The following is a 22,006-nucleotide window of genomic DNA, read 5'->3' as shown; positions in this document are numbered from 1 at the left end:
GCTGGATATCTCTTCACATCAAGATTCAGGGATGTCCAGCACCAGGGGCAGGGACCCCCACCGCCAGCTGTCTAACGGAGATCGCCATGACCCGCACTCCCGTGAATGTCACCGTGACCGGCGCAGCCGGCCAGATCGGCTACGCGCTGCTCTTCCGCATCGCCTCCGGCCACCTGCTCGGCCCCGACGTGCCGGTCAACCTGCGTCTCCTGGAGATCCCGCAGGGGCTGAAGGCCGCCGAGGGCACCGCGATGGAGCTCGACGACTGCGCCTTCCCGCTGCTGCGCAACATCGAGATCACCGACGACGCCAATGTCGGCTTCGCCGGTGCCAACGTCGCCCTCCTGGTCGGTGCCCGCCCGCGTACGAAGGGCATGGAGCGCGGCGACCTGCTCTCCGCCAACGGCGGCATCTTCAAGCCGCAGGGCAAGGCCATCAACGACAACGCCGCGGACGACATCAAGGTCCTCGTCGTCGGCAACCCGGCCAACACCAACGCGCTCATCGCGCAGGCCGCCGCCCCGGACGTACCGGCCGAGCGCTTCACCGCGATGACCCGCCTCGACCACAACCGCGCGATCTCGCAGCTGGCCGCCAAGACCGGTGCCGCCGTCTCCGACATCAAGAAGCTGACGATCTGGGGCAACCACTCGGCGACCCAGTACCCGGACGTCTTCCACGCGGAGGTCGCCGGCAAGAACGCCGCCGAGCTCGTCAACGACGAGGCGTGGCTGGCCGACACCTTCATCCCGACCGTCGCCAAGCGTGGCGCCGCGATCATCGAGGCCCGTGGCGCGTCCTCGGCCGCCTCGGCCGCCAACGCCGCCATCGACCACATCCACACCTGGGTCAACGGCACCGCCGCCGGCGACTGGACCTCCATGGGTATCCCGTCGGACGGCTCCTACGGCGTGCCCGAGGGCATCATCTCGTCCTTCCCGGTCACCACGAAGGACGGCAAGTACGAGATCGTCCAGGGCCTGGACATCAACGAGTTCTCCCGTACGCGCATCGACGCGTCGGTGCAGGAGCTCATCGAGGAGCGCGACGCGGTTCGCGAGCTCGGCCTGATCTGATCCGTACGCCCTCCGAGGCGTACACCACCGCCCCCGGCAGCAGTCGCTGCCGGGGGCGGCTGCGTCGGGGCACGTATGCGCTCTCTGGCCGGACCTGCTGGAACGGACCCTGGCGGCCTTCGGCCGTAGACAGGCGTGACCGTGCGCGGCCCCGGGGGCGCCTACCCCTTCCGCAGCTCGTCCGCGATCTCGCGCACGGCCGCCATGGCCCGGCGCTGCAGCCCGGGGCCGAAAGTGATCCGGCCGGCGCCCAGTTCCCCCAGCCGGCGCGGGGGCGGGCCGTCCGGCCGGGCAAGGGCGTTGAGCGGGACCGGGACAGCAGCGGCCAGCCGGGGCAGGGCCTCGGGCGGTGCCGCGATCGGGTAGACGCAGTCCGCGCCCGCCGCCACGTACAGCAGGGCGCGGCGAACCGTCTCCGCCTCCTGGTCCGTGCCGTCGGGGACGCCGTGGATGTATGTGTCGACGCGGGCGTTGACGAAGAGCCGGTCGCCGGCGACCGCCCGTACCTCCGCCAGCCGGTCCGCCTGCCGCTGGGCATCGGCGAGGGTGCCGTCGGCCGAGTCCTCCAGATTGCAGCCGACGGCTCCGGTGTCGAGGAGGCGTTCCACGAGTTCCTCCGGCGCCAGCCCGTAACCCGCCTCGATGTCCGCCGAGACGGGGACGGCGGCCGGGACGGCGCGCACGATCCTGGCCACGGCCGCGAACATCTCGGCGGCGGGCGTCGCTCCGTCCTCGTAACCGAGCGAGGCCGCGACCCCGGCACTGGGCGTGGCGAGCGCCAAGAAGCCCGCTTCGGCGAAGACGCGGGCGCTTGCCGCGTCCCACGGGCCGGGGAGGACCAGCGGATCGCCGAGGGCGCGGTCGTGGTGCAGGGCACGGAGGACGGATGCGGTCATCACGGGGCTCCCGGGGGTGTTCCGACGCAGGGGCGGGCGGGGTGCGGGGCGTGCCCGGGTCAGTGCTTGACGTCGCCCGGCTTGTAGTGACCGGGGGCCATGCGGGTGGTCACGGCGAACCGGTTCCAGGCGTTGATCGTCGTGATCGCGGCGATGAGGTGGGCGAGCTCGGTCTCGTCGAAGTGCTTGGAGGCCTTCTCCCACACCGCGTCCGGCACGAAACCGTCGGTCAGTACGGTCACGGCCTCGGTCAGCTCGATGGCCGCGATCTCCTTCGGCGTGTAGAAGTGCTGCGACTCCTCCCACGCACCGAGCTGGACGATCCGCTCGATGGACTCGCCCGCCGCCAGTGCGTCCTTGGTGTGCATGTCGAGGCAGAACGCGCAGTGATTGAGCTGCGAGGAGCGGATCTTCACCAGCTCCCCGATGACCGGGTCGAGGCCCCTGCGGGATGCCGCGTCCAGCCGGACCAAGGCCTTGTAGACATCGGGGGCGAGCGCGGCCCACTGCTGCATACGAGGGGTGTGCTCGGGGTTGAGTTCGGAGGTCGGGTGGCTGTGCTCGTTTGTCGTCATGACTACGACGTTACGGCGAGGATGGCGCAGCGGTATGGTCCATTTCCATGACAGATTCCTGGGCCACTTTCGGCGCCGACCTGCATCTGGAGACGACGGGTGCGGCGGGGCTGCGGGCCGGGCTCATGGACGCCCTGCGCGAGGCCGTACGGACGGGGCGGCTGGCGCCCGGCACCCGGCTGCCGTCCTCCCGCAGTCTCGCCGTGGACCTCGGCATCGCCCGGAACACCGTCGCCGACGCGTACGCGGAGCTGGTCGCCGAGGGGTGGCTCACCGCCCGGCAGGGTTCGGGGACCAGGGTGGCGCGGCGGGCCGAGCCGCGCCGGACGGCCACCAGGACGACACGCTCCCGACCGGTGCGCTCCCGGCCCGCCCACAACCTGCTGGCCGGGTCGCCCGACCTCTCGACGTTCCCGCGCGCCGACTGGCTCAAGGCGGCCCGCCGCGCCCTGACCGCCGCACCCAACGACGCCTTCGGGTACGGCGATCCGCGCGGGCGCATCGAGCTGCGCACCGTCCTCGCCGACTATCTGGCCCGCGCCCGCGGTGTGTACGCGGACCCGGAGCGGATCGTGATCTGCGCCGGTTTCGTGCAGGCGCTGAAGCTGATGGGGACGGTGCTGCGCAAGCGGCGGGTGCGGGAGGTGGCCGTCGAGTCGTACGGACTGGACGTGCACTGGAAGCTGCTCGCGGACGCCGGGCTGCGCATGCCCTGTCTGCCGGTCGACGGACTCGGGGCCAGGACCGGTGAACTGGCCGGGCTGCGCGGCGTGGGCGCGGTCCTGATGACGCCCGCGCACCAGTTTCCGACGGGGGCGCCGCTCCATCCCGACCGGCGGGCCGCGGCGGTCGACTGGGCGCGCGGTACGGGCGGCCTGATCCTGGAGGACGACTACGACGGGGAGTTCCGCTACGACCGGCAGCCGGTCGGTGCGCTCCAGGGCCTCGACCCCGAACGGGTCGTACACCTGGGAACGACGAGCAAGTCGCTGGCGCCGGGACTGCGGCTGGGGTGGATGGTGCTGCCGGAGAATCTGGTGGGGGAGGTGGCCGAGGCCAAGGGGCTGAGCGACTGGTCGTCGAGCGCGCTGGAACAGCTGACGCTCGCGGAGTTCATCGAATCGGGTGCGTACGACCGTCATGTGCGCTCGATGCGGCTGCGCTACCGCCACCGTCGCGACCAGCTCGTCGCGGTGCTGGCGCAACGGGCGACCGATGTCCGGATCAGCGGTATCGCCGCCGGACTGCACGCCGTGCTCGAACTCCCGGAGGGCAGCGAGCCATCGGTGATGCGGGCGGCCGCGTGGCAGGGGCTGGCACTGGAGGGGATCTCGCGCTTCCGGCACCCGGAGGCGGCGCCGGGGCGCGACGCCCTGGTCATCGGCTACGGGACACCGACCGACAGCGCCTGGGCGGGGGCGCTGGAGGCCCTCTGCCGGGCGCTGCCGTAGGCCCTGCCGTCGCACGGCAGACGGCAGTCCGGCGACAGGACCGAGTACACCCAGGTCCTACAGCCTTCCGGGGACGGTCGGTTCGGCCGGTTCGGGCGTGTCCGCCGAGGCCTCGCCGAACCGGGCCAGGGCCAGCGCACCCGCCACCGCCACCACGAAACCGGCCACCGCCAGCCAGACGAGACCCTCACGGGTGCGGTCCCCGAGCCAGAAGACGCCCACCAGCGCCGGGCCGATCGTCTCGCCCAGCACCATGCCCGCCGTCGCCGTCGTCACCGAACCGCGCTGCAGCGCCGAGGTGAGCAGCAGGAACGCCGAACCTCCGCCCAGCAGCAGGGCGTACCCGGCCGGGTCGGCGAGCAGCGCCGACGGGGACACGTCGTTGATCAGCCGGACCGTGACCTCCACCACCCCGAAGCCGCACCCTGCGCCGAGCCCCAGAACGAGCGCCCGCGGCCTCGCCGGGAGGCGCCCGGCTGCCGCGCCGATCAGCAGAATGCCGAGGGAGATCCCCAGCATCGTCCAGCCCAGGGCCGCCGAACCGGTCCCGTGTCCCTCACCGCCGGAGGCGAGCCCCAGCATGCCCAGGCCCGCGCAGACGACGCCGACCGCGGTCCATTCGACGCCGCTCAGCCGCACCTTGAGGAGCCGGGCGGCGACTACGGCGGTCACCGCGAGACTCGCGGCCAGGGCGGCGCCCACGGCGTAGATCGGCAGGGACCGCAGGGCGATGATCTGGAGGACGAAACCGCAGCCGTCGAGGGCGAGTCCGGCGATGTAGCGCCACTGGTGCAGGGCGCGCAGCAGCAGCGCCGGATCGACCCCCGCGTCCGACCCCGGCTCGGCGGCGGCCCGCGAGGCGACGGCCTGGAGGACGGAGGCCGTACCGAAGCAGACGGCGGCGCCGAGCGCGCAGATCATCCCGAAGAACACGAGGGGACTCTACTTGCGGACGTTCGGTGCACCCGTTTTCTGCCGCAGTGGGCGGTCATTCCTCTAGATCCCGGCCCGGCGGCCCGGCGACGGAACTCAGCCGCGCAGGACGCCGCGGAGCTGCTCGAGCCCCCAGTCCAGGTCCTCCTTGCTGATCACCAGCGGCGGGGCGATCCGGATCGTCGAGCCATGGGTGTCCTTGACCAGCACCCCCCGGTCCATCAGCTTCTCGGAGATCTGCCGGCCGGTGCCATGGCTCGGGGCGATGTCGACGCCCGCCCACAGCCCGCGGCCCCGTACCGCCTCCACCGCGCCCCCGCCCACCAGCAGCCCCAGCTCCTGGTGGAGGTGTTCGCCCAACTCGGTCGCCCGCTGCTGGAATTCGCCGGTACGGAGCATCGCGATGACTTCCAGCGCGACCGCACAGGCAAGGGGATTCCCGCCGAACGTCGAACCGTGCTCACCGGGCCGGTACACCCCGAGCACATCCTTCGACGAGACCACCGCCGACACCGGGACCACACCGCCGCCCAACGCCTTGCCGAGCACATACATGTCCGGCACGACACCCTCGTGCTCGCAGGCGAAGGTCTTCCCGGTCCGGCCCAGGCCCGACTGGATCTCGTCCGCGATGAACAGCACATTCCGCTCACGGGTGAGTTCACGCACCCGGGGGAGATAGCCGGGCGGCGGCACCAGCACCCCGGCTTCGCCCTGGATCGGCTCCAGCAGCACCGCCACGGTGTTCTCGGTCATCGCCTCCGCGAGCGCGGTCAGATCCCCGTACGGCACGATCTCGAACCCCGGCGTGTACGGACCGAAGTCCTCCCGTGCCTCCTGGTCCGTGGAGAAGCTGATGATCGTCGTCGTCCGGCCGTGGAAGTTGTTCGCGGCGACGATGATCTTCGCCATGCCGTCCGGGACGCCCTTCACCCGGTAGCCCCACTTGCGGGCGGTCTTGACCGCGGTCTCCACGGCCTCCGCCCCGGTGTTCATCGGCAGCACCGTTTCCATGCCGCACAACTCGGCGAGCTGCGTACAGAAATCGGCGAACCGGTCGTGATAGAAGGCGCGCGAGGTGAGGGTCACCCGCTCCAGCTGTGCCTTGGCCGCGTCGAGCAGGCGCCGGTTGCCGTGGCCGAAGTTGAGCGCCGAATATCCGGCGAGCATGTCGAGGTAGCGCCGGCCCTCGATATCGGTCATCCAGGCTCCGTCCGCCGAAGCGACGACGACGGGCAGCGGATGGTAGTTGTGCGCGCTGTGCGCCTCGGCGGAGGCGATGGCAGTTTCCGTGGTCGACACGGGATCTCCGTTCGTCGTGCGGCGTGGGCGGAGGGTGGTGCCCACTTTGTATCGTCGGTCGGAACCCTGGCGAGGAAACCTTCAATTCACGGCGCGCCCGTCCGTGCCCTTCCACCGTCCCGTGGCCCAACTGTGTTCCTCGTCTCATTCGCGGCGGTGCGCGTCCTGCGCCCGCACACCTTCCGCACCGGCTGCCGGAGATCGGTTCCGTACCTGAGACAATGGGCTTCATGGCCTCTGAACGCCCCCGCGTGCTCTCCGGAATCCAGCCCACCGCAGGCTCGTTCCACCTCGGCAACTACCTCGGTGCGGTCCGCCAGTGGGTGGCGCTGCAGGAATCCCACGACGCCTTCTACATGGTCGTGGACCTGCATGCGATCACCATTCCGCAGGACCCCGCAGAGCTGCGCGCGAACACCCGGCTCGCCGTCGCCCAGCTCCTCGCCGCCGGTCTCGACCCGGAGCGCTGCACGCTCTTCGTCCAGAGCCATGTCCCCGAGCACGCCCAGCTCGGCTGGATCATGAACTGCCTCACCGGCTTCGGCGAGGCGTCCCGCATGACGCAGTTCAAGGACAAGTCCGCCAAGCAGGGTGCCGACCGCACCACGGTCGGTCTCTTCACGTACCCGATGCTGATGGTCGCCGACATCCTGCTGTACCAGGCCGACCAGGTCCCGGTCGGCGAGGACCAGCGCCAGCACCTGGAGCTGACCCGTAACCTCGCCGAGCGGTTCAACGGCAGCTACGGCGACACGTTCACCGTGCCGGACCCGTACATCCTCAAGGAGACGGCGAAGATCTACGACCTTCAGGATCCGTCGTCGAAGATGAGCAAGTCGGCGGCCACCCCGAAGGGCCTGATCAACCTCCTCGACGAGCCGAAGGCCACCGCCAAGAAGGTCAGGAGCGCGGTCACCGACACCGACACGGTCATCCGCTTCGACCGGGCCGAGAAGCCCGGGGTCAGCAACCTGCTGACCATCTACTCCACGCTGACCGAAACCGGTATCGCGGATCTGGAGCAGAAGTACGAGGGCAAGGGCTACGGTGCGCTCAAGACCGACCTTGCCGAGGTCATGGTCGAGTTCGTCACACCATTCCGCACCCGCACCCAGGAATACCTGGACGACCCGGAGACGCTGGACTCGATCCTGGCCGAGGGCGCGGAGAAGGCCCGCTCCGTCGCGGCTGAGACCCTGGCCCGGACGTACGACCGGATGGGCTTTCTGCCCGCGAAGCACTGAGTCCAAGGACCCTGGCGGTTTTGCGGCCGCAGGCGTCACACTGGCGACGGGGAGTTGATCCGGTGGATGGTTGAAAACAGGCCATCGACCATCGACCATCGAGGATTGAGGAGAACGACGTGGGGACCGTAACGCTCGGCGTTTCGATCGCGGTCCCGGAGCCCTACGGCAGCCTGCTCCAGGAGCGGCGCGCGAGCTTCGGGGATCCTGCCGCGTATGGCATTCCCACCCACGTCACGCTCCTCCCGCCGACCGAGGCCGAGGCGGCCGACCTGCCCGCGATCGAGGCGCATCTCGCGCAGATCGCCACGGGCGGCCGCCCCTTTCCGATGCGGCTGGCCGGCACGGGGACCTTCCGTCCCCTCTCGCCGGTCGTCTTCGTCCAGGTCGTCGAGGGGGCTTCGGCCTGCTCGTGGCTGCAGAAGCGGGTCAGGGACTCCTCCGGGCCGCTGGTCCGCGAGCTCCAGTTCCCGTACCACCCGCATGTGACCGTGGCGCACGACATCGCCGAGCAGGCGATGGACCGGGCGTACGAGGAGCTCTCCGACTACGAGGCCGCCTGGACCTGCGGTTCCTTCGCGTTGTACGAGCAGGGCCCGGACGGCGTCTGGCGCAAGATCAACGAGTTCCCGTTCGGTGCCGGGGACGGCGCGCCCGCTGTGCCCGCGCAGGGCGGCTCCTGCGTGGACGAGCCCTCCCTATACCCCTGAGCGGCCCCGCGGGCCCTCTTCACTCCCTGAGCGCCCCGGCGCCCGAGGATCAGACCGGCAGGCGCCGGAACAGCGGGCGCGGTACATGCCGCAGTGCCGACATCACTACACGCAGTGACCCCGGCACCCACACCGTCTCCGAACGCCGCCGCAGACCTGTGACGATCGCCGCCGCGACCGCATCCGGAGTCGTTGCGAGAGGCGACGCCTCCAGCGGTGCAGCGGCGAACCGTGTCGCGGTCAGCCGCGGCGTCGCCGGCCGGGCCGCTGTTTCCGGCCGTACGACGCCGGGACGTACGACCATCACATGCACCCCCGTGCCGTACAGCGCGTCCCCCAGCCCCTGTGTGAACGCGTCCAGGCCCGCCTTGCTGGACCCGTAGATGAAGTCGGCACGGCGGACGCGTTCGCCGGCCACCGAGGACAGCACCACCAGCGAGCCGTGCCCCTGCGCCTGGAGTGCTCCGGCACACACCAGCCCGGCGGAGACAGCCCCCGTGTAGTTCGTCCGGGCGACCCGGACCGCGGAGAGCGGCTCCTCCTCGTCATGCTCCTGGTCGCCCGCGATACCGAAGGCGAGGAGCACCATGTCGATGTCGCCCTCGGTGAAGATCTTGCCGAGGGCGGTCTCGTGGGACTCGGAGTCGAGGGCGTCGAAGTCGACCGTACGGACGTCGGCGCCGCGTGTGCGCAGTTCGGCGGCGGCCGACTCCAGTCCGGGCGAGGGGCGGCCGGCCAGCCAGACCGTACGGGTCCGGCGGGCGATCAGCCGGCGTGCGGTGGCGAGAGCGATCTGAGACGTGCCGCCGAGAACGAGCAGGGACTGTGGGGCACCGAAGGCGTCCTTCACGGAAACACTCCTTGCGGACGAGGGGGCGAGGGAGGACGAGAGGGCGGAAGACCGCAGCGGTCAGAGCGACAGGCGGCGCGACAGGTCCGAGCGGAACGCCCCGTTCGGGTCCAGCTCGGCGCGCAGCGACCGGAATTCGGCCAGCCGTGGATACATCGCGGCCAGCATCTGAGGCCGCAGTCGGGAGTCCTTGGCCAGGCAGACCCGGCCGCCGGCCTCCGCCACTTCCTCGTCCAGCGAGTCCAGGAACCCGGCCAGGCCCGGCAGCGCTGCGGGCAGATCGAGGGCGAGGGCCCAGCCGGGCATCGGGAACGACAGCCAGCCCGGGTCGCCTTTGCCGAACCGTTTGAGCACGGCGTGGAACGACGGGCAGCGCCGCCGGGAGATCCGGCGCACGATCCGGCGCAGCGCCTCCTCCTGTCCGTGCCCGACGACGAACTGGTACCGCACGGATCCGCCGCGCCCATGGATCCGGTTCCAGTGCGGCAGGCAGTCCAGAGGGTGGAAGAACGCGGACAGCTTCTGGAGCTCGCCGACGCGGTACCTGGGGGCGCTGCGGTAGTGGAGCTCGTTGAAGATGGCGACGGAGGTACGGCCGAGCAGCCCTTCCGGTACGAGAGCGGGTGCGACCGGCAGCTGTCCCGGGCGGAACGCGAGCGGTGTGCGCCGGGCGCGCGCCGGGAGCGCGTACCGGGGTACGTGCTCCCCTCGGGTGAGTACGGAGCGCCCTGTCGCCCGGCCGCGGGCGAGGAGATCGATCCAGGCGGCCGAATAGCGGTAGCGGTGGTCCCCGGCGGAGAGCCTGGCCAGCAGGTCGTCCAGGTCGACGGTCCGTTCGGTGTCCACCGACATCCAGGAGCTGGTGACACGGTGGCACCGGAGCGTGGCGGAGAGGATCACCCCCGTCAGACCCAGGCCGCCCGCGGTCGCGTCGAAGAGATCGGTGCCGGGCCGGACCGTACGGATCTCGCCCTCGGCCGTCAGCAGCTTCAGCTCCTGGACGTGCCGCGAGAAGGAGCCGGAGAAGTGATGGTTGCGGCCGTGGATGTCGGCGCCGATCGCGCCGCCCACGGTGACATGACGGGTGGCCGGTGTGACGGGGACGAACCAGCCGAGCGGCAGCAGGACTTCCATCAGCCGGTGCAGGCTGACCCCGGCGTCGCAGACCACCAGGCCGGTCCCGGCGTCGATGGTGCGGATCCGGTTCAGCGCGGTCATGTCGAGGACGGAGCCGCCCGCGTTCTGTGCGGCGTCGCCGTGGGACCGGCCGAGCCCCCGGGCGATGGAACCGCGGGGTCCGCAACCGCGTACCGTCGCCGCCGCCTCCTCGTACGTACGGGGGCGGAAGCGCAGGGCGGTCGTCGGGGCGGTACGGCCCCAGCCGGTCAGGGACACGGTGTCGACAGACATGGTGGTGACCGTATCGCCCGAGAAAACCCTTTCGAGGGATTTGTTACAACACTCACTGATATGGGTGATTGAAGAAATGTCAGCCCGTACGGCAGTGAAGGGGATGCCGGTTTTCCTTGCCCGGGAGGGTAGTCGTACGTCATGGACTGGCTGAAAAACCTCCCTGCCATCGGGCCGATCGTCTCCCGGCTGATGGCGACGCACGCCTGGCGCTCGTACGAAACGCTGGAACGGGTCCACTGGGCCAGGCTCGCCGCCGCGATCACCTTCATCAGCTTCCTGGCGCTCTTCCCGCTGATCGCGGTCGGTGCGGCGATCGGTGCCGCGCTGCTCTCCACCGAGCAGATCCACAAGATCGAGGACAAGATCGCCGAGCAGGTGCCGGGCATCTCCGACCAGCTCGGCATCAGCGATCTGGTCGCCCACGCGGGCACGGTCGGGCTGGTCGCCGGTGCGCTGCTGCTCTTCACCGGCATCGGCTGGATCGGCGCGATGCGGGGCTGTCTGCGCGCCGTGTGGGGCATGGACGACATGGACCTGGGCAATCCGGTCATCCGCAAACTCAAGGACGTCGGGCTGCTCTTCGGTCTGGGCGGGGCTGCGCTCGCGACTCTCGCCGTCTCCTCGGCAGGCTCCGTAGCCGTCGGCTGGACCGCTGGTCTGCTGGGCATCTCGGACCGCGGCGCGGGCGGTGTGGTGCTGCAGGTGGCCGCCTTGGTCGTGGCGGCCCTCGCCGATTTCCTGCTGCTGCTCTATCTGCTGACGCTGCTGCCCGGCGTCGAGCCCCCGCGGCGCAGGCTGCTGGTCGCCGGGGCGATCGGCGCGGTCGGCTTCGAACTGCTCAAGCTGCTGCTCGGCAGCTATATGAAGGGCGTCGCGTCGAAGAGCATGTACGGCGCCTTCGGGGTGCCGGTCGCGCTGCTGCTGTGGATCAACTTCACGGCGAGGCTGCTGCTGTTCTGCGCCGCCTGGACGGCGACGCAGAACAGTAAGGACACCGAGAAGGGCTCCGCGGCCGTCAGCGACGAGGAAGGCGGCGCACCAGGTCCGGCAGCGGCCAGCGCCGGTTGACCAGGAACACCCCGCCGGCCAGCAGCACCAGGACGCCTCCGGCGATTCCCAGCGCGATCCCGACGCCCCCGCCCCCGCCGTCGGCGGCAGCGGCAGTGGCCTCGGCGTTGTGCGAGGGGCCGTTTTTGCCCTTGTCCTCCTCGTCTGCCGCCGCGGGGCCCTTTCCGGTGCCGGTCCCGGTACTGGCGGACTTCGGGGGCACCAGTTCGCCGACCGGTGTCACCTTGCCGCTTGCGTCGAAGCCCCAGTCGAGGAGGCTGGCGGCTTCCTTGTAGACGGCGTGGGGCTCTTTGGACGACGGATTCATGACGGTGACGAGCAGCACCTTGCCGTTGCGTTCGGCGACACCGGTGAAAGTGTTGCCCGCGTGCGTGGTGTAGCCGTTCTTGACCCCCGCGATGCCCTTGTACGGGTCGACGCCGTCCGCACCGGTGAGCAGCCGGTTGGTGTTCTGGATCTTGAAGCTCTCGCGCTTCCCGTTCTTCTTCGCGCCGGGGAAGTCCGCCTCGGCCGTCGAGCAGTACTCCCGGAAGTCCGCCTTCTGCAGCCCGCTGCGGGCGAACAGCGTCAGGTCGTACGCGCTGGAAACCTGATCGGGCGCGTCGTAACCGTCGGGCGACACCACCTTCGTGTCGAGCGCCTGCAACTCCTCGGCGTGTGCCTGCATGTCGGCGACGGTCTTGGGGATGCCGCCGTACATCGAGGACAGCACATGCACCGCGTCATTGCCCGAACGCAGGAACACCCCGAGCCACAGGTCGTGGACCGTATAGCTGAGGTTCTCCTTGACGCCGACCAGGCTGCTGCCCTCGCCGAGATCGGCGAGGTCCTCCTCCTGCACCGTGTACGTCCGGGTCTTCGGCTGCAGTCCGGGCATCACGGTGTCCGCGAAGAGCATTTTCAGGGTGGAGGCGGGGGGCAGCCGCCAGTGCGGGTTGTGCGCCGCGAGGACCTCGCCGTTCTCCGCGTCCGCGACGATCCAGGACCTGCCCGTGAGGTCCTTGGGCAGTACCGGGGCGCCGGCCCCCAGCTTGACCTGCGTGCCGGTCCGGCTCAGCAGCTCCCCACCGACCCGGGACATACCGCTGGGTGGCTTCGGCCGGTTGGCGGGGGTGTCCTTGTCGACCGCCGATGCCGGACTGACGACAAATGCGGACAACAAGGCGGCAGAGGTGACCGTCAGCGCGATCTTTTTAAGAGCAGGCACGGTCGGAAACGTACAGGGCGAAGATATGACTGCGGGTACGGATGGCTTGACCCGCCGTGCATACCGCCGGGACAGCCCACCCCGGGCGACTTCGCCGGAGCGCGGCGGAGATACTGAGTGGGTGTAGAGCTGGTTCATCTGGATCGCCTTCCATAGGAAACTAACCATTAAGAAAACTACAAAACAGCAGGTGAGAGACCTTGACACCCTTCGTATCGCTTCCGGGCGACGAGCATTTGGACACGGTGCGCGTCGCTGTGTACGCACGACAGTCCAAGGCGCGTCCCGACTCGTCAGAGGCGTCCCCCGAAGCGCAGCTGGCGGCCGGTGCGAGCCTGGCGGCTGGCAGGGGGTGGGAGGTCGTTCACACCTTCAAGGACGTCGGCCGGTCCGGTTGGGATCCAAAAGCGGTCCGCCCCGGTTTCGAAGAGCTCATGACAGCCGTCCGCGCTGGGGAAGTTGACGTGGTGGTAGTCAACGAGCTGTCACGACTGACCCGCAAGGGCGCGCACGACGCCTTGGAGATCGACAGCGAGTTCAAGAGGTACGGCGTTCGGTTCGTGTCCGTGCTTGAACCGTTCCTCGACACGTCCAACCCGATTGGCGTCGCCATCTTTGCGCTGATCGCCGCTCTGGCCAAGCAGGACAGCGATATCAAGGCGGAGCGACTTAAGGGTGCCAAGGAAGAGATCAAGGCCGTTGGTGGTCGGCACTCCAGCTCTGCGCCGTACGGAATGCGCGCAGCCCGCGAGAAAATCGGCAACCTCATGGTGTCGGTACTTGAGCCCGATGAAGACAACCCGGATCACGTCGAAATCGTGGAACGCATGATTGAGATGAGCTGGAACGGGGTGTCAGATAACAAGATTGCCACCATGCTTGAGGCAGAAGAGGTTCCTGCCCCGGGCAACGCTGAGCGTCGCGCCACGGAAAAGCGTATGGAGTCCATCAAGAATCGCCGCGTGGCCGGCGGAGACGGACCCATTTCGTGGCGGGCTCAAACCGTGCGCTGGATTCTCAACCATCCGGCCATTGGCGGGTTTGCCAGCGAACGGGTCAAGCGAGGAAAGGCATACGAGAATGTCATCGCCCATGATGAGTCAGGCGCCCCACTGACACCCCACCGAGGGATCACCGCCGGGGCCAAGTGGCTCGAACTACAGGAGCGCCGGAAGAAGCGCACCAAGAGCAACAGGCAGCCCGGCGGAACGGCAGAGCTACAACTTTTGAGCGGGTGGCGATTCACGCGCTGCGACATCTGCGAAGGTTCTATCGGGCAGTCGAAGAACAATGGCGGACAGGACTACTACATGTGCGCCAACCCGAAGGGGCACGGCGGACTCAGCATCAAGCGTCTGGACGCCGATGATTACGTTGCCCGTCGAGTGTGGGCACGTCTCGCCAATGCCGACATGGACAACGTTGAAGACAGGGAATGGGCAGCCGCCGCTGCTCTTCGCTTTGCGGCACAAAAGGACATGGCCGGGGTGCAGGAAGAGCGACGGGAAACAGCAGCCCACCTTGAGCACGTTCGGCAGTCCATCACCGAACTACAGGCAGACCGCAAGGCAGGCTTGTACCGGGGTCGCGATGAACTGGCCACGTGGCGGGCCACCATGAAGCAATACCGGGCGTTTGAGGATCAGTGCGTTGGCCGACTGGCAGAGCTGGATGAACTGACAGCGGCCACCGTGCAGATCCCGTCTGAGTGGACCACGCCGGGAGAGGACCCGTTGGGCCCGGATTCCACGTGGGGCGGGTGGGACGTGCTCGAGCGGCGGGAGTTCCTTGATCTCTTCCTGTCCGGCGTAGCCGTCGGCCCCGGACGTGACCCGGAGACGAAGAAGCTCATCCCGGTTGAGGACCGGATCACGTTGGATTGGCGGCCGCTTCCGGCGGATCGGGAAGACCATGAAAGCGAAGAAGCACTAGCAGCGCTCTGAGTGTTTTCGACAGGGTGAAGTAGAGCCGGTAGGACAGCGAGATGGAGAGCCACGTTGCTCCATCTGTGAATGGGGTGGAGCACGACACAGGTCCATGATCGGCAATGAGAATGAGAGCCACCTCGATCGGGTGACTTCGGGTCGGGGCGGTGTGGGCGGGAGTGTCCGTGACCGCGATGGGACCAGTTGTCGATAGCTTGGGTGATGCCGGGTCCTCTTGGGTCGTGTCCCTGACAGGCGCGGTTCGTGAGGACCCGGTTTCTTTATGCGGTGGCCATGGTGGCGGCCGTCCTCGGTGTTCCACCAGCGATGAAGACCGATGTCGGAGCGGGAGACCGTGCGGGGTTCGCCGCTCAGGGGATGGCCAGACCCGCTCAGTTGATCTTTCCGCCCGATGCGTTCCGTCCTGGGCGCTGTCGCCGTGGACGCGCCGTCTAGGCCCGGACTTCGCGGGTCGTTGATTCGTATGGTGTGACCGGCTCGGGGGTGTCCCCGAGCCGGGGTGTGGCGTTGGGTGGGGTGTGTCGATGTCTTCCCGGTCCCCGCGGCCACGGTCCCAGCGTCAGCGCTTTGAAGTAGCGGTGACGTCCGTGGTGGAGAAGCGTCTGGGCGCTCTGCCTGTCGCTGCCGAGTTTCTGCGCCGGCTGGATGTCGCCGGGATTGTCGACGAGGTCTGTCCCGGTGGCGCGAGTGCGCTGGTGACGCACGGGCAGGTGATCGAGGCGCTGGTGGCCAACCGGCTGACCTCGCCCGCGCCGCTGGTGCGGGTGGAGGACTGGGCCAGGTGCTGGGCGGTGGAGGAGGTCTTCGGGATCGAGCCTGGGCTGCTGAACGACGACCGTCTGGCTCGTGCTCTGGACGCGATCGCTCCGGAGCTGGAGAAGATCGCGGGCACGGTCGGGGCGCGGGCGATCGGTGAGTTCGGGATCGATGTGTCCCGGATGCACTGGGACATGACCAGCATGTCCGTGCACGGGGCCTTCCCGGTCCAGGGCCAGGACGAGGACTTCCCCGTCATCAACTACGGGCATCCCAAGGACCGGCGGGTGGACTTGAAGCAGGTCCAGGCCGGACTCGCGGTGTCGGCCGATGGTGGCATTCCGCTCCATGCCCGGGTCTTCGGCGGGGCGGCGGCCGAGGTCAGCCAGGTCGTCGGGGCGATGAAGGACCTGCGGGCCATGGCCGACGAGCAGGAGTTCCTGATGGTTGCCGACTCCAAACTGGTATCCTACACCAACATCTCCGCCCTGCTGGCGGCCGGGGTGCAGTTCATTGCCCCGGCCCCGGCCGCGCAGGTCAAGGACGACGTCTACGCCGCACTCGACTTCTCGCAGGCCACCGTCGTGGACTGGACACCGGACCGGGACGCGGACAAGCCGGCCGAACAGCGCGAGTTCTACCGTGTGCTGGAGGACACCCACACCCTGAACGGGCCCCGCAAGAGCGATCCGCCGCTCACCGTGCGGCGGATCCTGGTCCACTCCACCGCGAACGCCGCGGGCCAGCAGGCCGCCCGGGCCAAACGCCTGGCCAAGGCCGCCGAGGAACTCGGCAAGCTCACCGCCGCAGCCGGCGGACGGCACTACAAGACCGCCGAGAAGATCACCGCCCGCGTCGGGGTGATCGCCGCCAAGCGCCGTGTCACCTCCTGCCTGCGCTTCACCGTTACCGAGAACGAGCACGGCATCCCGGCCCTGGCCTGGCACTTCGACACCGGCGTCCTGGACACCGAAGCCGCCGTCGATGGCTGGTACGCCTTGCTGACATCCACCCCGGCCGAGCAGGCCGACCCGGACCAGGTCCTGATCCACTACAAGGGTCAGGGCGCGGTCGAGCGCCGCTACCACGACTTCAAGGGCCCCCTCGCGGTCGCGCCCGTCTTCGTCCAGCACAACCGGCGTGTCGCCGCCCTGATCCAGGTCATCTGCCTGGCCCTGCTCGTCTTCTGTCTGATCGAGCGGCAGGTCAGACGCGCACTCGGCCCCGAACAGACCATGATCGGCCTCTACCCCGACAACCGCCGGGTCCGCCCCACCGGCCGCATGATCTTCTACCATCTCGGCGAACTCACCCTGCGGATCGGCCACATCACCGATCCGCCCACCGTCCAGATCACCCGTGGCGTCCAACTCCACCTCCTCGATCTCCTCGACACCGACATCGGACAAACCCGCTGGCCACAAACCTGAAACAGCGACCCGCGAAGTCCGGGTCTAGGGTGCGGGAATGACCTCGCGTAACTACCTTTCTGAACTGTTCTCGCTGGATGGCCGGATCGCCGTGGTGACGGGCGGCAGTTCCGGCATCGGCCGGGCCATCGCAGGGGCTCTCGCGCGAGCGGGGGCGAGCGTGGTGATCGTGGCACGCAAGGAGTCGGAACTGGCCGCCACGGTCGATGAGTTGACGGCAGACGGCTGCCGGGCGGCTTGGGTGAGCGCCGACCTGAGCACCCGCGACGGGGTGCGCGCGGCGGCGGAGCAGGCAGCCGCCGCGTTCGGCGAGCCCGACATCCTCGTCAGCAGCGCCGGGATCAACCTGAGGCCACCGATGGGCGAGCTGGGCGAGGAGGTGTGGGACGCCACGATGGCGGTGAATCTGGAGGCGCCCTACTTGTTGGGCCAGCGGTTCGGGCCCGGCATGGCCGAGCGGGGCTTCGGGCGGATCATCCACATCACTTCCCAGCAGGCCCACCGGGCGTTTGTCCAGAGTGGGGCTTACGGGGTCTCGAAGGGGGCGCTGGAGTCGCTGGCCCGCTCTCAGGCTGAGGCGTGGTCGCCCCACGGCGTCACTTGCAACACGCTGGTGCCCGGCTTCGTCATGACCCCGCTCAATGTGCGGTTGTCGTCCGACCCGGAGAAGGTGGCGGCGCTGGCCGAGCGCACGATGGTCGGGCGCAACGGTCTGGCCGAGGACTTCGCCGGAGCGGCAGTGTTCCTGGCCGGCCGCGGATCTGGCTATGTCACCGGGCAGGCGATCTTCGTCGACGGCGGGCTCTCCGTTCACTGAGCCCCAGCACCGCATGAATCCGAAACGGCTGGGGACCACGAGCAGAGCCGGGGATTTTCGGAGGCCTCAGAGGCCGGTGGTCCCGACGCGGTGGGCATCGGCACCGGCAGCTGCCCGCTGACGCGGTCACATGGAAGGTGTAACGGCGGGTCAGTCTGGGGTGGTGGGCGACGACTTGCCGGCCGTCGAAGACCAGGAGCTCGTTCGCCTTCAGCTTCACCCGCACCTGGGTGCCGATGAACCGGGCCGGGACGGAGTAGTAGCACTGCCGGACCGTGATCCGGCTGTTGCGGTGGACCGTCGGCGTCAGATCGAGGCCGGTGTCGTAGCCGTCGGCGGGCAGCGGCGCCAGCAGACCACGTTCTTGCTCGAAGTCGAACCCGATCGAGGTGGGGCGGCCGTGGATGTGCCGGGCGTCTTCGGCCGCATCGATCGCGGCGAGCCGCTCGTTGAGCTCGGCCAGCGTCTTCACCTCGGGCGAGGGCACCAGGTGCTTGCGTCTAAACCTGCCGCCTTCCTGTTCAACACCACCCTTCTCATGGGCGCCCTCGACTCCCGGCCCGCAGTAGAAAGCCGAGAGCCCGAACCATGACCGAAACGATGCCCAGCGGGCCGACTCCACCCGTGAGCGGCCGAACAGGACCTGCCTGACCGCCGGTTTCAGGTTGTCGTAGCGGATATGGACGGCCGGGCAGCCGCCCAGGACCTCGAACGCCTCGGCGTGGCCTTCCAGGAAGGCTTCCTGCGACGGTGTCGCGTAGACCCTTCTCTGCACTTCACGCCGACGAGTGAAGCCTGAGCGAGGTGCCGCCCCGGTCCAGCCCGGGTGGGCCGGGGCGGGGCGCATGCGGGATCTGGGCGGCACCGCGTCTGTGGTCACACTGTCTTTATCGCGCCTCCGTCGATGATGTGGTCCGCCCCGGTGGTGCTGCTGGCGAGGGGCGAGGCGAGGTAGGTGACGAGGGCGGCGACCTCATCAGGGTTTACGAGCCTGCCGGTGACCATGCCCATGGCGGTCGGGAGATGGGCCAGGAGCTGTTCCTGTTTCAGGCCCATCGACTTGGCCAGCTCGGCTCCGTAGCCGTCGGGGCTTTCCCACATGTCCGTGCGGACGGGCCCGGGCGAGACGGTGTTGACGCGCACGCCCTGGGGGCCGAACTCCTCGGCCAGTGCCTTGCCGAACGCGGTCAGTGCAGCCTTGGCGGTGGTGTAGGTAACAGGCCCCGCATGCGGGGTCCTGGCTCCGTTGGAGGAGATGTTGACGATGGCGCCGCGGCTGTTGGTGAGGTGAGGCAGCGCGGCCCGGGTAGCGCGGACCGAGGCCAGGAAGTTCAGGTCGAACGCGTCGTACCACTGCTGGTCGGTGAAGGTGAGGAAGCCGCCCGTCCGGCCCTCCCCCGTGTCGCCGCCGCCGACGTTGTTGACCAGGAGATCCAGCCCGCCGAACTCGGCTTCGGCCTGGGCGACGAGCCGGGCAGGGGCGTCGGCTTTTGAAAGGTCCACGGACACGCCGATCGCGCCGGTGGCCTCGAGCTCCGGTGTGATCGTCCGTGCCGCGGCCACCACCCGCATGCCCTCACTCACCAGTGCGGAGACGACGGCCAAGCCGATCCCCCGGCTCGCGCCGGTCACGACAGCGGCCTTGTTGGTCAGTTGCAGGTCCATGGAGCACCCCTATCCAAAGATGAGTCTCACCCGATGCGTGAAACCTAAAACTTGCAACATCTATGTTGCAAGTTGCGGATGAATGGAGACTATCCCGTACTCTTCTCGGAGAGTCAGGGAGAGGGAGCCTCGTGGATCGGAAGAGTCAGCAGCGGCCACTGCGCGCGGACGCGGAGCGGACTGCGAGGGCAATCCTGGAAGCTGCCGAGCGTGTCCTCAGCTCCAATCCGGCGGCCACGATGGAGCAGATCGCGGAGGCGGCGGGCGTCGCTCGGACGACCGTGCACCGCCGGTTCACCAGCCGCGAGGCCCTGGTGGACGCTCTGACAGTCTGGGCAACGCGGCAGTTCCACGAAGCCGTGACGAGCGCCCATCCCGACAGCGCTCCACCACTGATCGCCCTCTACCAAGCGACCGCCAACGTCCTCCGGGTCAAGATTGGGTGGGGGTTCGCAATGAGCAGGACCACACCGGAGGACCCCGACGTAGCACGAGCACATGCCGATGTGCTCGATCAGTGCGACCGCCTGTTCCAGCGCGCACTGGAAGCCGGTGTGCTACGCCCTGACGCTGACCTGGCGTGGGCTCGCCGCGTCTATTACGCCCTCATTCACGAGGCCGCCCAGAATCGCTCGGACGAAGCCGACGATGTCGATGAACTGGCAACCCTCGTGGTCGACACATTGTTGCGTGGCATGGGTCGGCAGGGCAGCTCCCTCAGCCCTTGACGAGTTCTGGAAGCAGTACTTCGACCACCTGCCGGCTGCGGTGGCCGAGTACGACCGGCTGAAGGCTCAGATCATCGCCGAGGAGTGATCGCTTAGCCGAGTGATGCGACTCCCGCCTCGCCGTGACTGGCTTGGGCTCGCATCCGCCCGGCCTGCTGTTTCTTTTCGGCGATGTGTCTCAAGCTCTCCTGTAGTCCGGCGACCTCGCCGAGCCACTGCATCCGCTGGGCCTCTCCCAGGCGCTGGCGGGTGTTGGTCTCGATCTCCAGCAGTCGGGGCTCCTGGGCCAGGTCCAAACGGAGCATGGGGCACCTGACACAGGCGTTTTCATGCTGACAAGGGGTCCCATAGGGCCGGTCGCACGTGCCGAGTGCGACCTTGCGCAGGCTGAAGTGGTCGCGGAAGTCTTGCCACTCGGTGTCGCTGGGCTCGCGGTATTCCTCGCTGGGACGGTGCGTTCGGCGACGGTCGACGAACTGCCGGTAGTGGCGGATCACCTCCTCGGGATAGACCGCGACGTACGCCTGAGTGGTGTTGAGATCGAGATGGCCAAGGAGCTTCGCAGCGATGTGGATCGGCAGGCCGCCATTCACCGTCTCCGTCGAGAAGATTCTGCGGAAGTCGTGCGGCGTGAACCTCAGCGGTGTCCCATCGACGTCGACGATGCCGGCCCGCAGCGCATGCTCGGTGAGGAACTCGCGGATCCGGTTGGGGGAGATGACCTGCAGCCGGTGCTGGGAGGGGCACTGGAACAGGTGCGGCATCGGTGGGCCGAAGACCCGCTCGTAGCCGTCGTACCGGGTCAGCAGCGGCACCCGCTCCCCGGTGCCCTTCATCCGGCGGATGATCCGAGCGAGGACCGCGACCAGATCCGGGTCGGCAGGGATGACGAGCTCACGGTCGGTCTTGGGTGGGCTGATCTGCAGCAGCGGCACAGTCTCGCCGGTCGGCGCCTGGTACTGACGCAGACTCAGGTGGGTGAGCAGGGTCATTGCATGATCGAGATCTGTCTGGGTTCGTCACGTGAGACCGAGGGCTCGTAGGGGCCGGTGGTAGTCGCGGCCGGTGTGGCGGAGGGCGGCGGCGATGTTGGTCTGGCCGCCCTGGCGGAAGACGCTGATGGCGAGGTTGCGCAGGGAGGCCATGGCGCGGGGCGGGGTGCCGGTGCGGACCTTGGAGTCGTCCTCGCGGAACGTGCGGTCCCGCACGTGGTGCAGGAGGTTCTCGATACCCGAGCGGCCTCTGATCCAGGTGGCGAGCTCGGTGCAGGTGGCGTCGAAGACGCGAGGCATACCGGGAGCACAGGGCGCGATCTGCTCCGCCGGGTGGTGACGGACCATGCCCGGGTCACCCGGGAGGAATGAGCCCCGGCCCCCTGGTGAGCAAGGCCACGGATTGGGCTGCCCCGGTCACGGCTTCTTCATGTGTACGCGAACGCTCTGAAAGCCGATCACGCCGACGGCAGAGCCTAGAATGAAGGACGTGATCGCCAACGCGAGATGCACCCAGAAGTACGCAGTCGGGTCACCCGCGTCATCGAAGGCGAGCCCGCTGGCGTCCTTCCACAGGTTCTTCGCGAAGGTGACCCAGATCACCCAAGACCAAACGCCGAAGGCGAGCAGGAACCAGGAGACGGGGCGACTGAGCTTCATGGAGTGGCGTCCTCTACTGCTGCGGGGGGATTGTGCCCTGTCAGTATCCTGCTGGCAGCCCTTCGCGTTGGTGGCGGGGGTAGTGGTTAGTTGCTTATGGATCATTTCGTCAAGAACCTGTGGAAGGACGGCAGCGGACTCGCCTTCGACGACGCGGGTGACCCGACTGCGTACTTCTGGGTGCATCTGCTGCTCGCTATCACGTCCTTTCTCCTGGGGGCGGCCGTTGGTGTGATCGGGTTCCGCGGGGTGAGGGCCCTGCGCCGCGAAGGTGCATAACAAGCCGT

The 22,006-nt window shown here is 68.6% G+C and carries 22 protein-coding genes and 1 pseudogene; 11 read left to right on the top strand and 12 right to left on the bottom strand.

Going from position 1 to position 22,006, the window contains the following annotated elements; genetic code table 11:
* Nucleotides 1–86: 86 nt before the first annotated feature.
* A complete protein-coding gene (locus tag OG953_RS16995; RefSeq protein WP_266358614.1) occupies nucleotides 87–1,076 on the top strand; it encodes a malate dehydrogenase in 990 nt (329 codons plus the stop codon).
* A 161-nt stretch (nucleotides 1,077–1,237) separates the two neighbouring features.
* Here OG953_RS16995 and OG953_RS16990 read toward each other — a convergent pair whose 3' ends face one another.
* Nucleotides 1,238–1,972, bottom strand: coding sequence for an isocitrate lyase/phosphoenolpyruvate mutase family protein (locus OG953_RS16990; RefSeq protein WP_405685174.1), 735 nt, complete (start codon nucleotides 1,970–1,972; stop codon nucleotides 1,238–1,240).
* Between the two features lie 59 nt (nucleotides 1,973–2,031).
* Nucleotides 2,032–2,547 carry a carboxymuconolactone decarboxylase family protein gene (locus OG953_RS16985; RefSeq protein WP_405685173.1) on the bottom strand — a complete coding sequence of 172 codons (516 nt, stop codon included), beginning with the start codon at nucleotides 2,545–2,547 and terminating at the stop codon, nucleotides 2,032–2,034.
* Between the two features lie 47 nt (nucleotides 2,548–2,594).
* Here OG953_RS16985 and OG953_RS16980 point away from each other — a divergent pair, with 47 nt between their 5' ends.
* The gene (locus OG953_RS16980; protein WP_405685171.1) at nucleotides 2,595–3,998 is read left to right on the top strand and encodes a PLP-dependent aminotransferase family protein; all 1,404 of its coding nucleotides are present in this window, start codon (nucleotides 2,595–2,597) and stop codon (nucleotides 3,996–3,998) included.
* A gap of 57 nt (nucleotides 3,999–4,055) precedes the next feature.
* On the opposite strand, the gene OG953_RS16975 is transcribed toward OG953_RS16980, so the two are convergent.
* Nucleotides 4,056–4,919, bottom strand: coding sequence for a hypothetical protein (locus OG953_RS16975; RefSeq protein ID WP_405691876.1), 864 nt, complete (start codon nucleotides 4,917–4,919; stop codon nucleotides 4,056–4,058).
* 108 nt (nucleotides 4,920–5,027) lie between these two features.
* Entirely contained in the window at nucleotides 5,028–6,233 is a 1,206-nt protein-coding gene (gene rocD / locus OG953_RS16970) for an ornithine--oxo-acid transaminase (RefSeq protein ID WP_405685170.1), read from the bottom strand.
* Between the two features lie 230 nt (nucleotides 6,234–6,463).
* Between rocD and trpS the strand changes: the two genes are divergently transcribed.
* Together trpS and OG953_RS16960 are read left to right on the top strand one after the other, a co-directional pair.
* Complete coding sequence (gene trpS, locus OG953_RS16965) at nucleotides 6,464–7,477, top strand: tryptophan--tRNA ligase (protein ID WP_405685168.1); 1,014 nt, start codon at nucleotides 6,464–6,466, stop codon at nucleotides 7,475–7,477.
* Nucleotides 7,478–7,596: 119 nt separating this feature from the next.
* A complete protein-coding gene (locus OG953_RS16960; RefSeq protein ID WP_405685167.1) occupies nucleotides 7,597–8,187 on the top strand; it encodes a 2'-5' RNA ligase family protein in 591 nt (196 codons plus the stop codon).
* Nucleotides 8,188–8,236: 49 nt separating this feature from the next.
* Here OG953_RS16960 and OG953_RS16955 read toward each other — a convergent pair whose 3' ends face one another.
* Nucleotides 8,237–9,037, bottom strand: a complete 801-nt coding sequence (locus OG953_RS16955; RefSeq protein ID WP_405685166.1) for a decaprenylphospho-beta-D-erythro-pentofuranosid-2-ulose 2-reductase — start codon at nucleotides 9,035–9,037, stop codon at nucleotides 8,237–8,239.
* A 60-nt stretch (nucleotides 9,038–9,097) separates the two neighbouring features.
* Nucleotides 9,098–10,447 carry an FAD-binding protein gene (locus OG953_RS16950; RefSeq protein WP_405685165.1) on the bottom strand — a complete coding sequence of 450 codons (1,350 nt, stop codon included), beginning with the start codon at nucleotides 10,445–10,447 and terminating at the stop codon, nucleotides 9,098–9,100.
* Nucleotides 10,448–10,588: 141 nt separating this feature from the next.
* On the opposite strand from OG953_RS16950, the gene OG953_RS16945 reads away from it, so the two are divergent.
* Nucleotides 10,589–11,518 carry a YihY/virulence factor BrkB family protein gene (locus OG953_RS16945; protein ID WP_405685164.1) on the top strand — a complete coding sequence of 310 codons (930 nt, stop codon included), beginning with the start codon at nucleotides 10,589–10,591 and terminating at the stop codon, nucleotides 11,516–11,518.
* On the opposite strand, the gene OG953_RS16940 is transcribed toward OG953_RS16945, so the two are convergent.
* Nucleotides 11,466–12,725 (bottom strand): D-alanyl-D-alanine carboxypeptidase family protein, encoded by a 1,260-nt coding sequence (locus tag OG953_RS16940; protein ID WP_405685162.1) that lies wholly within the window; start codon nucleotides 12,723–12,725, stop codon nucleotides 11,466–11,468. The two genes, OG953_RS16945 and OG953_RS16940, sit on opposite strands and share 53 nt — an antisense overlap.
* A gap of 200 nt (nucleotides 12,726–12,925) precedes the next feature.
* Between OG953_RS16940 and OG953_RS16935 the strand changes: the two genes are divergently transcribed.
* The 3 genes from OG953_RS16935 to OG953_RS16925 all read left to right on the top strand — a co-directional run bounded on the left by OG953_RS16935 (nucleotide 12,926) and on the right by OG953_RS16925 (nucleotide 17,674).
* On the top strand, nucleotides 12,926–14,668 hold the full coding sequence (locus OG953_RS16935) for a recombinase family protein (protein ID WP_405685161.1): 1,743 nt from the start codon (nucleotides 12,926–12,928) through the stop codon (nucleotides 14,666–14,668).
* A gap of 590 nt (nucleotides 14,669–15,258) precedes the next feature.
* Complete coding sequence (locus OG953_RS16930) at nucleotides 15,259–16,857, top strand: IS1634 family transposase (protein ID WP_405682397.1); 1,599 nt, start codon at nucleotides 15,259–15,261, stop codon at nucleotides 16,855–16,857.
* A 37-nt stretch (nucleotides 16,858–16,894) separates the two neighbouring features.
* Complete coding sequence (locus tag OG953_RS16925; protein WP_405685160.1) at nucleotides 16,895–17,674, top strand: SDR family NAD(P)-dependent oxidoreductase; 780 nt, start codon at nucleotides 16,895–16,897, stop codon at nucleotides 17,672–17,674.
* On the opposite strand, the gene OG953_RS16920 is transcribed toward OG953_RS16925, so the two are convergent.
* Nucleotides 17,628–18,449 carry a Mu transposase domain-containing protein gene (locus OG953_RS16920; RefSeq protein ID WP_405685159.1) on the bottom strand — a complete coding sequence of 274 codons (822 nt, stop codon included), beginning with the start codon at nucleotides 18,447–18,449 and terminating at the stop codon, nucleotides 17,628–17,630. The genes OG953_RS16925 and OG953_RS16920 overlap by 47 nt on opposite strands.
* A 101-nt stretch (nucleotides 18,450–18,550) precedes the next feature.
* Nucleotides 18,551–19,339 (bottom strand): SDR family NAD(P)-dependent oxidoreductase, encoded by a 789-nt coding sequence (locus OG953_RS16915; protein WP_405685157.1) that lies wholly within the window; start codon nucleotides 19,337–19,339, stop codon nucleotides 18,551–18,553.
* A 131-nt stretch (nucleotides 19,340–19,470) separates the two neighbouring features.
* Between OG953_RS16915 and OG953_RS16910 the strand changes: the two genes are divergently transcribed.
* Nucleotides 19,471–20,067, top strand: a complete 597-nt coding sequence (locus OG953_RS16910) for a TetR/AcrR family transcriptional regulator (RefSeq protein WP_405685155.1) — start codon at nucleotides 19,471–19,473, stop codon at nucleotides 20,065–20,067.
* Nucleotides 20,030–20,155, top strand: coding sequence for a hypothetical protein (locus tag OG953_RS16905; protein ID WP_405685153.1), 126 nt, complete (start codon nucleotides 20,030–20,032; stop codon nucleotides 20,153–20,155). Before OG953_RS16910 ends, OG953_RS16905 begins: the two co-directional genes overlap by 38 nt.
* Before the next feature lie 4 nt (nucleotides 20,156–20,159).
* Here OG953_RS16905 and OG953_RS16900 read toward each other — a convergent pair whose 3' ends face one another.
* The 3 genes from OG953_RS16900 to OG953_RS16890 all read right to left on the bottom strand — a co-directional run bounded on the left by OG953_RS16900 (nucleotide 20,160) and on the right by OG953_RS16890 (nucleotide 21,719).
* On the bottom strand, nucleotides 20,160–21,059 hold the full coding sequence (locus OG953_RS16900; protein WP_405685151.1) for a tyrosine-type recombinase/integrase: 900 nt from the start codon (nucleotides 21,057–21,059) through the stop codon (nucleotides 20,160–20,162).
* Between the two features lie 27 nt (nucleotides 21,060–21,086).
* Complete coding sequence (locus OG953_RS16895; protein ID WP_405685149.1) at nucleotides 21,087–21,407, bottom strand: hypothetical protein; 321 nt, start codon at nucleotides 21,405–21,407, stop codon at nucleotides 21,087–21,089.
* 69 nt (nucleotides 21,408–21,476) lie between these two features.
* On the bottom strand, nucleotides 21,477–21,719 hold the full coding sequence (locus tag OG953_RS16890; protein WP_405685148.1) for an SCO4848 family membrane protein: 243 nt from the start codon (nucleotides 21,717–21,719) through the stop codon (nucleotides 21,477–21,479).
* A gap of 67 nt (nucleotides 21,720–21,786) precedes the next feature.
* Here OG953_RS16890 and OG953_RS16885 point away from each other — a divergent pair.
* Nucleotides 21,787–21,998, top strand: a pseudogene (locus OG953_RS16885) (SCO4848 family membrane protein).
* Nucleotides 21,999–22,006: the final 8 nt, after the last annotated feature.

Source organism: Streptomyces sp. NBC_00057, from assembly GCF_045041165.1.
Classification (GTDB): Bacteria; Actinomycetota; Actinomycetes; order Streptomycetales; family Streptomycetaceae; genus Streptomyces.
The sequence above is the reverse complement of the archived record's forward strand: the minus strand, read 5'-3'. Positions and strand labels throughout refer to the sequence as shown.

Coding starts and splice junctions, on each gene's coding strand:
- OG953_RS16890 (WP_405685148.1), bottom strand. CDS start 21,719: ATGAAGCTCAGTCGCCCCGTCTCCTGGTTCCTGCTCGCCTTCGGCGTT.
- OG953_RS16900 (WP_405685151.1), bottom strand. CDS start 21,059: ATGACCCTGCTCACCCACCTGAGTCTGCGTCAGTACCAGGCGCCGACC.
- OG953_RS16985 (WP_405685173.1), bottom strand. CDS start 2,547: ATGACGACAAACGAGCACAGCCACCCGACCTCCGAACTCAACCCCGAG.
- OG953_RS16915 (WP_405685157.1), bottom strand. CDS start 19,339: ATGGACCTGCAACTGACCAACAAGGCCGCTGTCGTGACCGGCGCGAGC.
- OG953_RS16995 (WP_266358614.1), top strand. CDS start 87: ATGACCCGCACTCCCGTGAATGTCACCGTGACCGGCGCAGCCGGCCAG.
- trpS (WP_405685168.1), top strand. CDS start 6,464: ATGGCCTCTGAACGCCCCCGCGTGCTCTCCGGAATCCAGCCCACCGCA.
- OG953_RS16980 (WP_405685171.1), top strand. CDS start 2,595: ATGACAGATTCCTGGGCCACTTTCGGCGCCGACCTGCATCTGGAGACG.
- OG953_RS16895 (WP_405685149.1), bottom strand. CDS start 21,407: ATGGTCCGTCACCACCCGGCGGAGCAGATCGCGCCCTGTGCTCCCGGT.
- OG953_RS16950 (WP_405685165.1), bottom strand. CDS start 10,447: ATGTCTGTCGACACCGTGTCCCTGACCGGCTGGGGCCGTACCGCCCCG.
- OG953_RS16925 (WP_405685160.1), top strand. CDS start 16,895: ATGACCTCGCGTAACTACCTTTCTGAACTGTTCTCGCTGGATGGCCGG.
- OG953_RS16945 (WP_405685164.1), top strand. CDS start 10,589: ATGGACTGGCTGAAAAACCTCCCTGCCATCGGGCCGATCGTCTCCCGG.
- OG953_RS16975 (WP_405691876.1), bottom strand. CDS start 4,919: ATGATCTGCGCGCTCGGCGCCGCCGTCTGCTTCGGTACGGCCTCCGTC.
- OG953_RS16990 (WP_405685174.1), bottom strand. CDS start 1,972: ATGACCGCATCCGTCCTCCGTGCCCTGCACCACGACCGCGCCCTCGGC.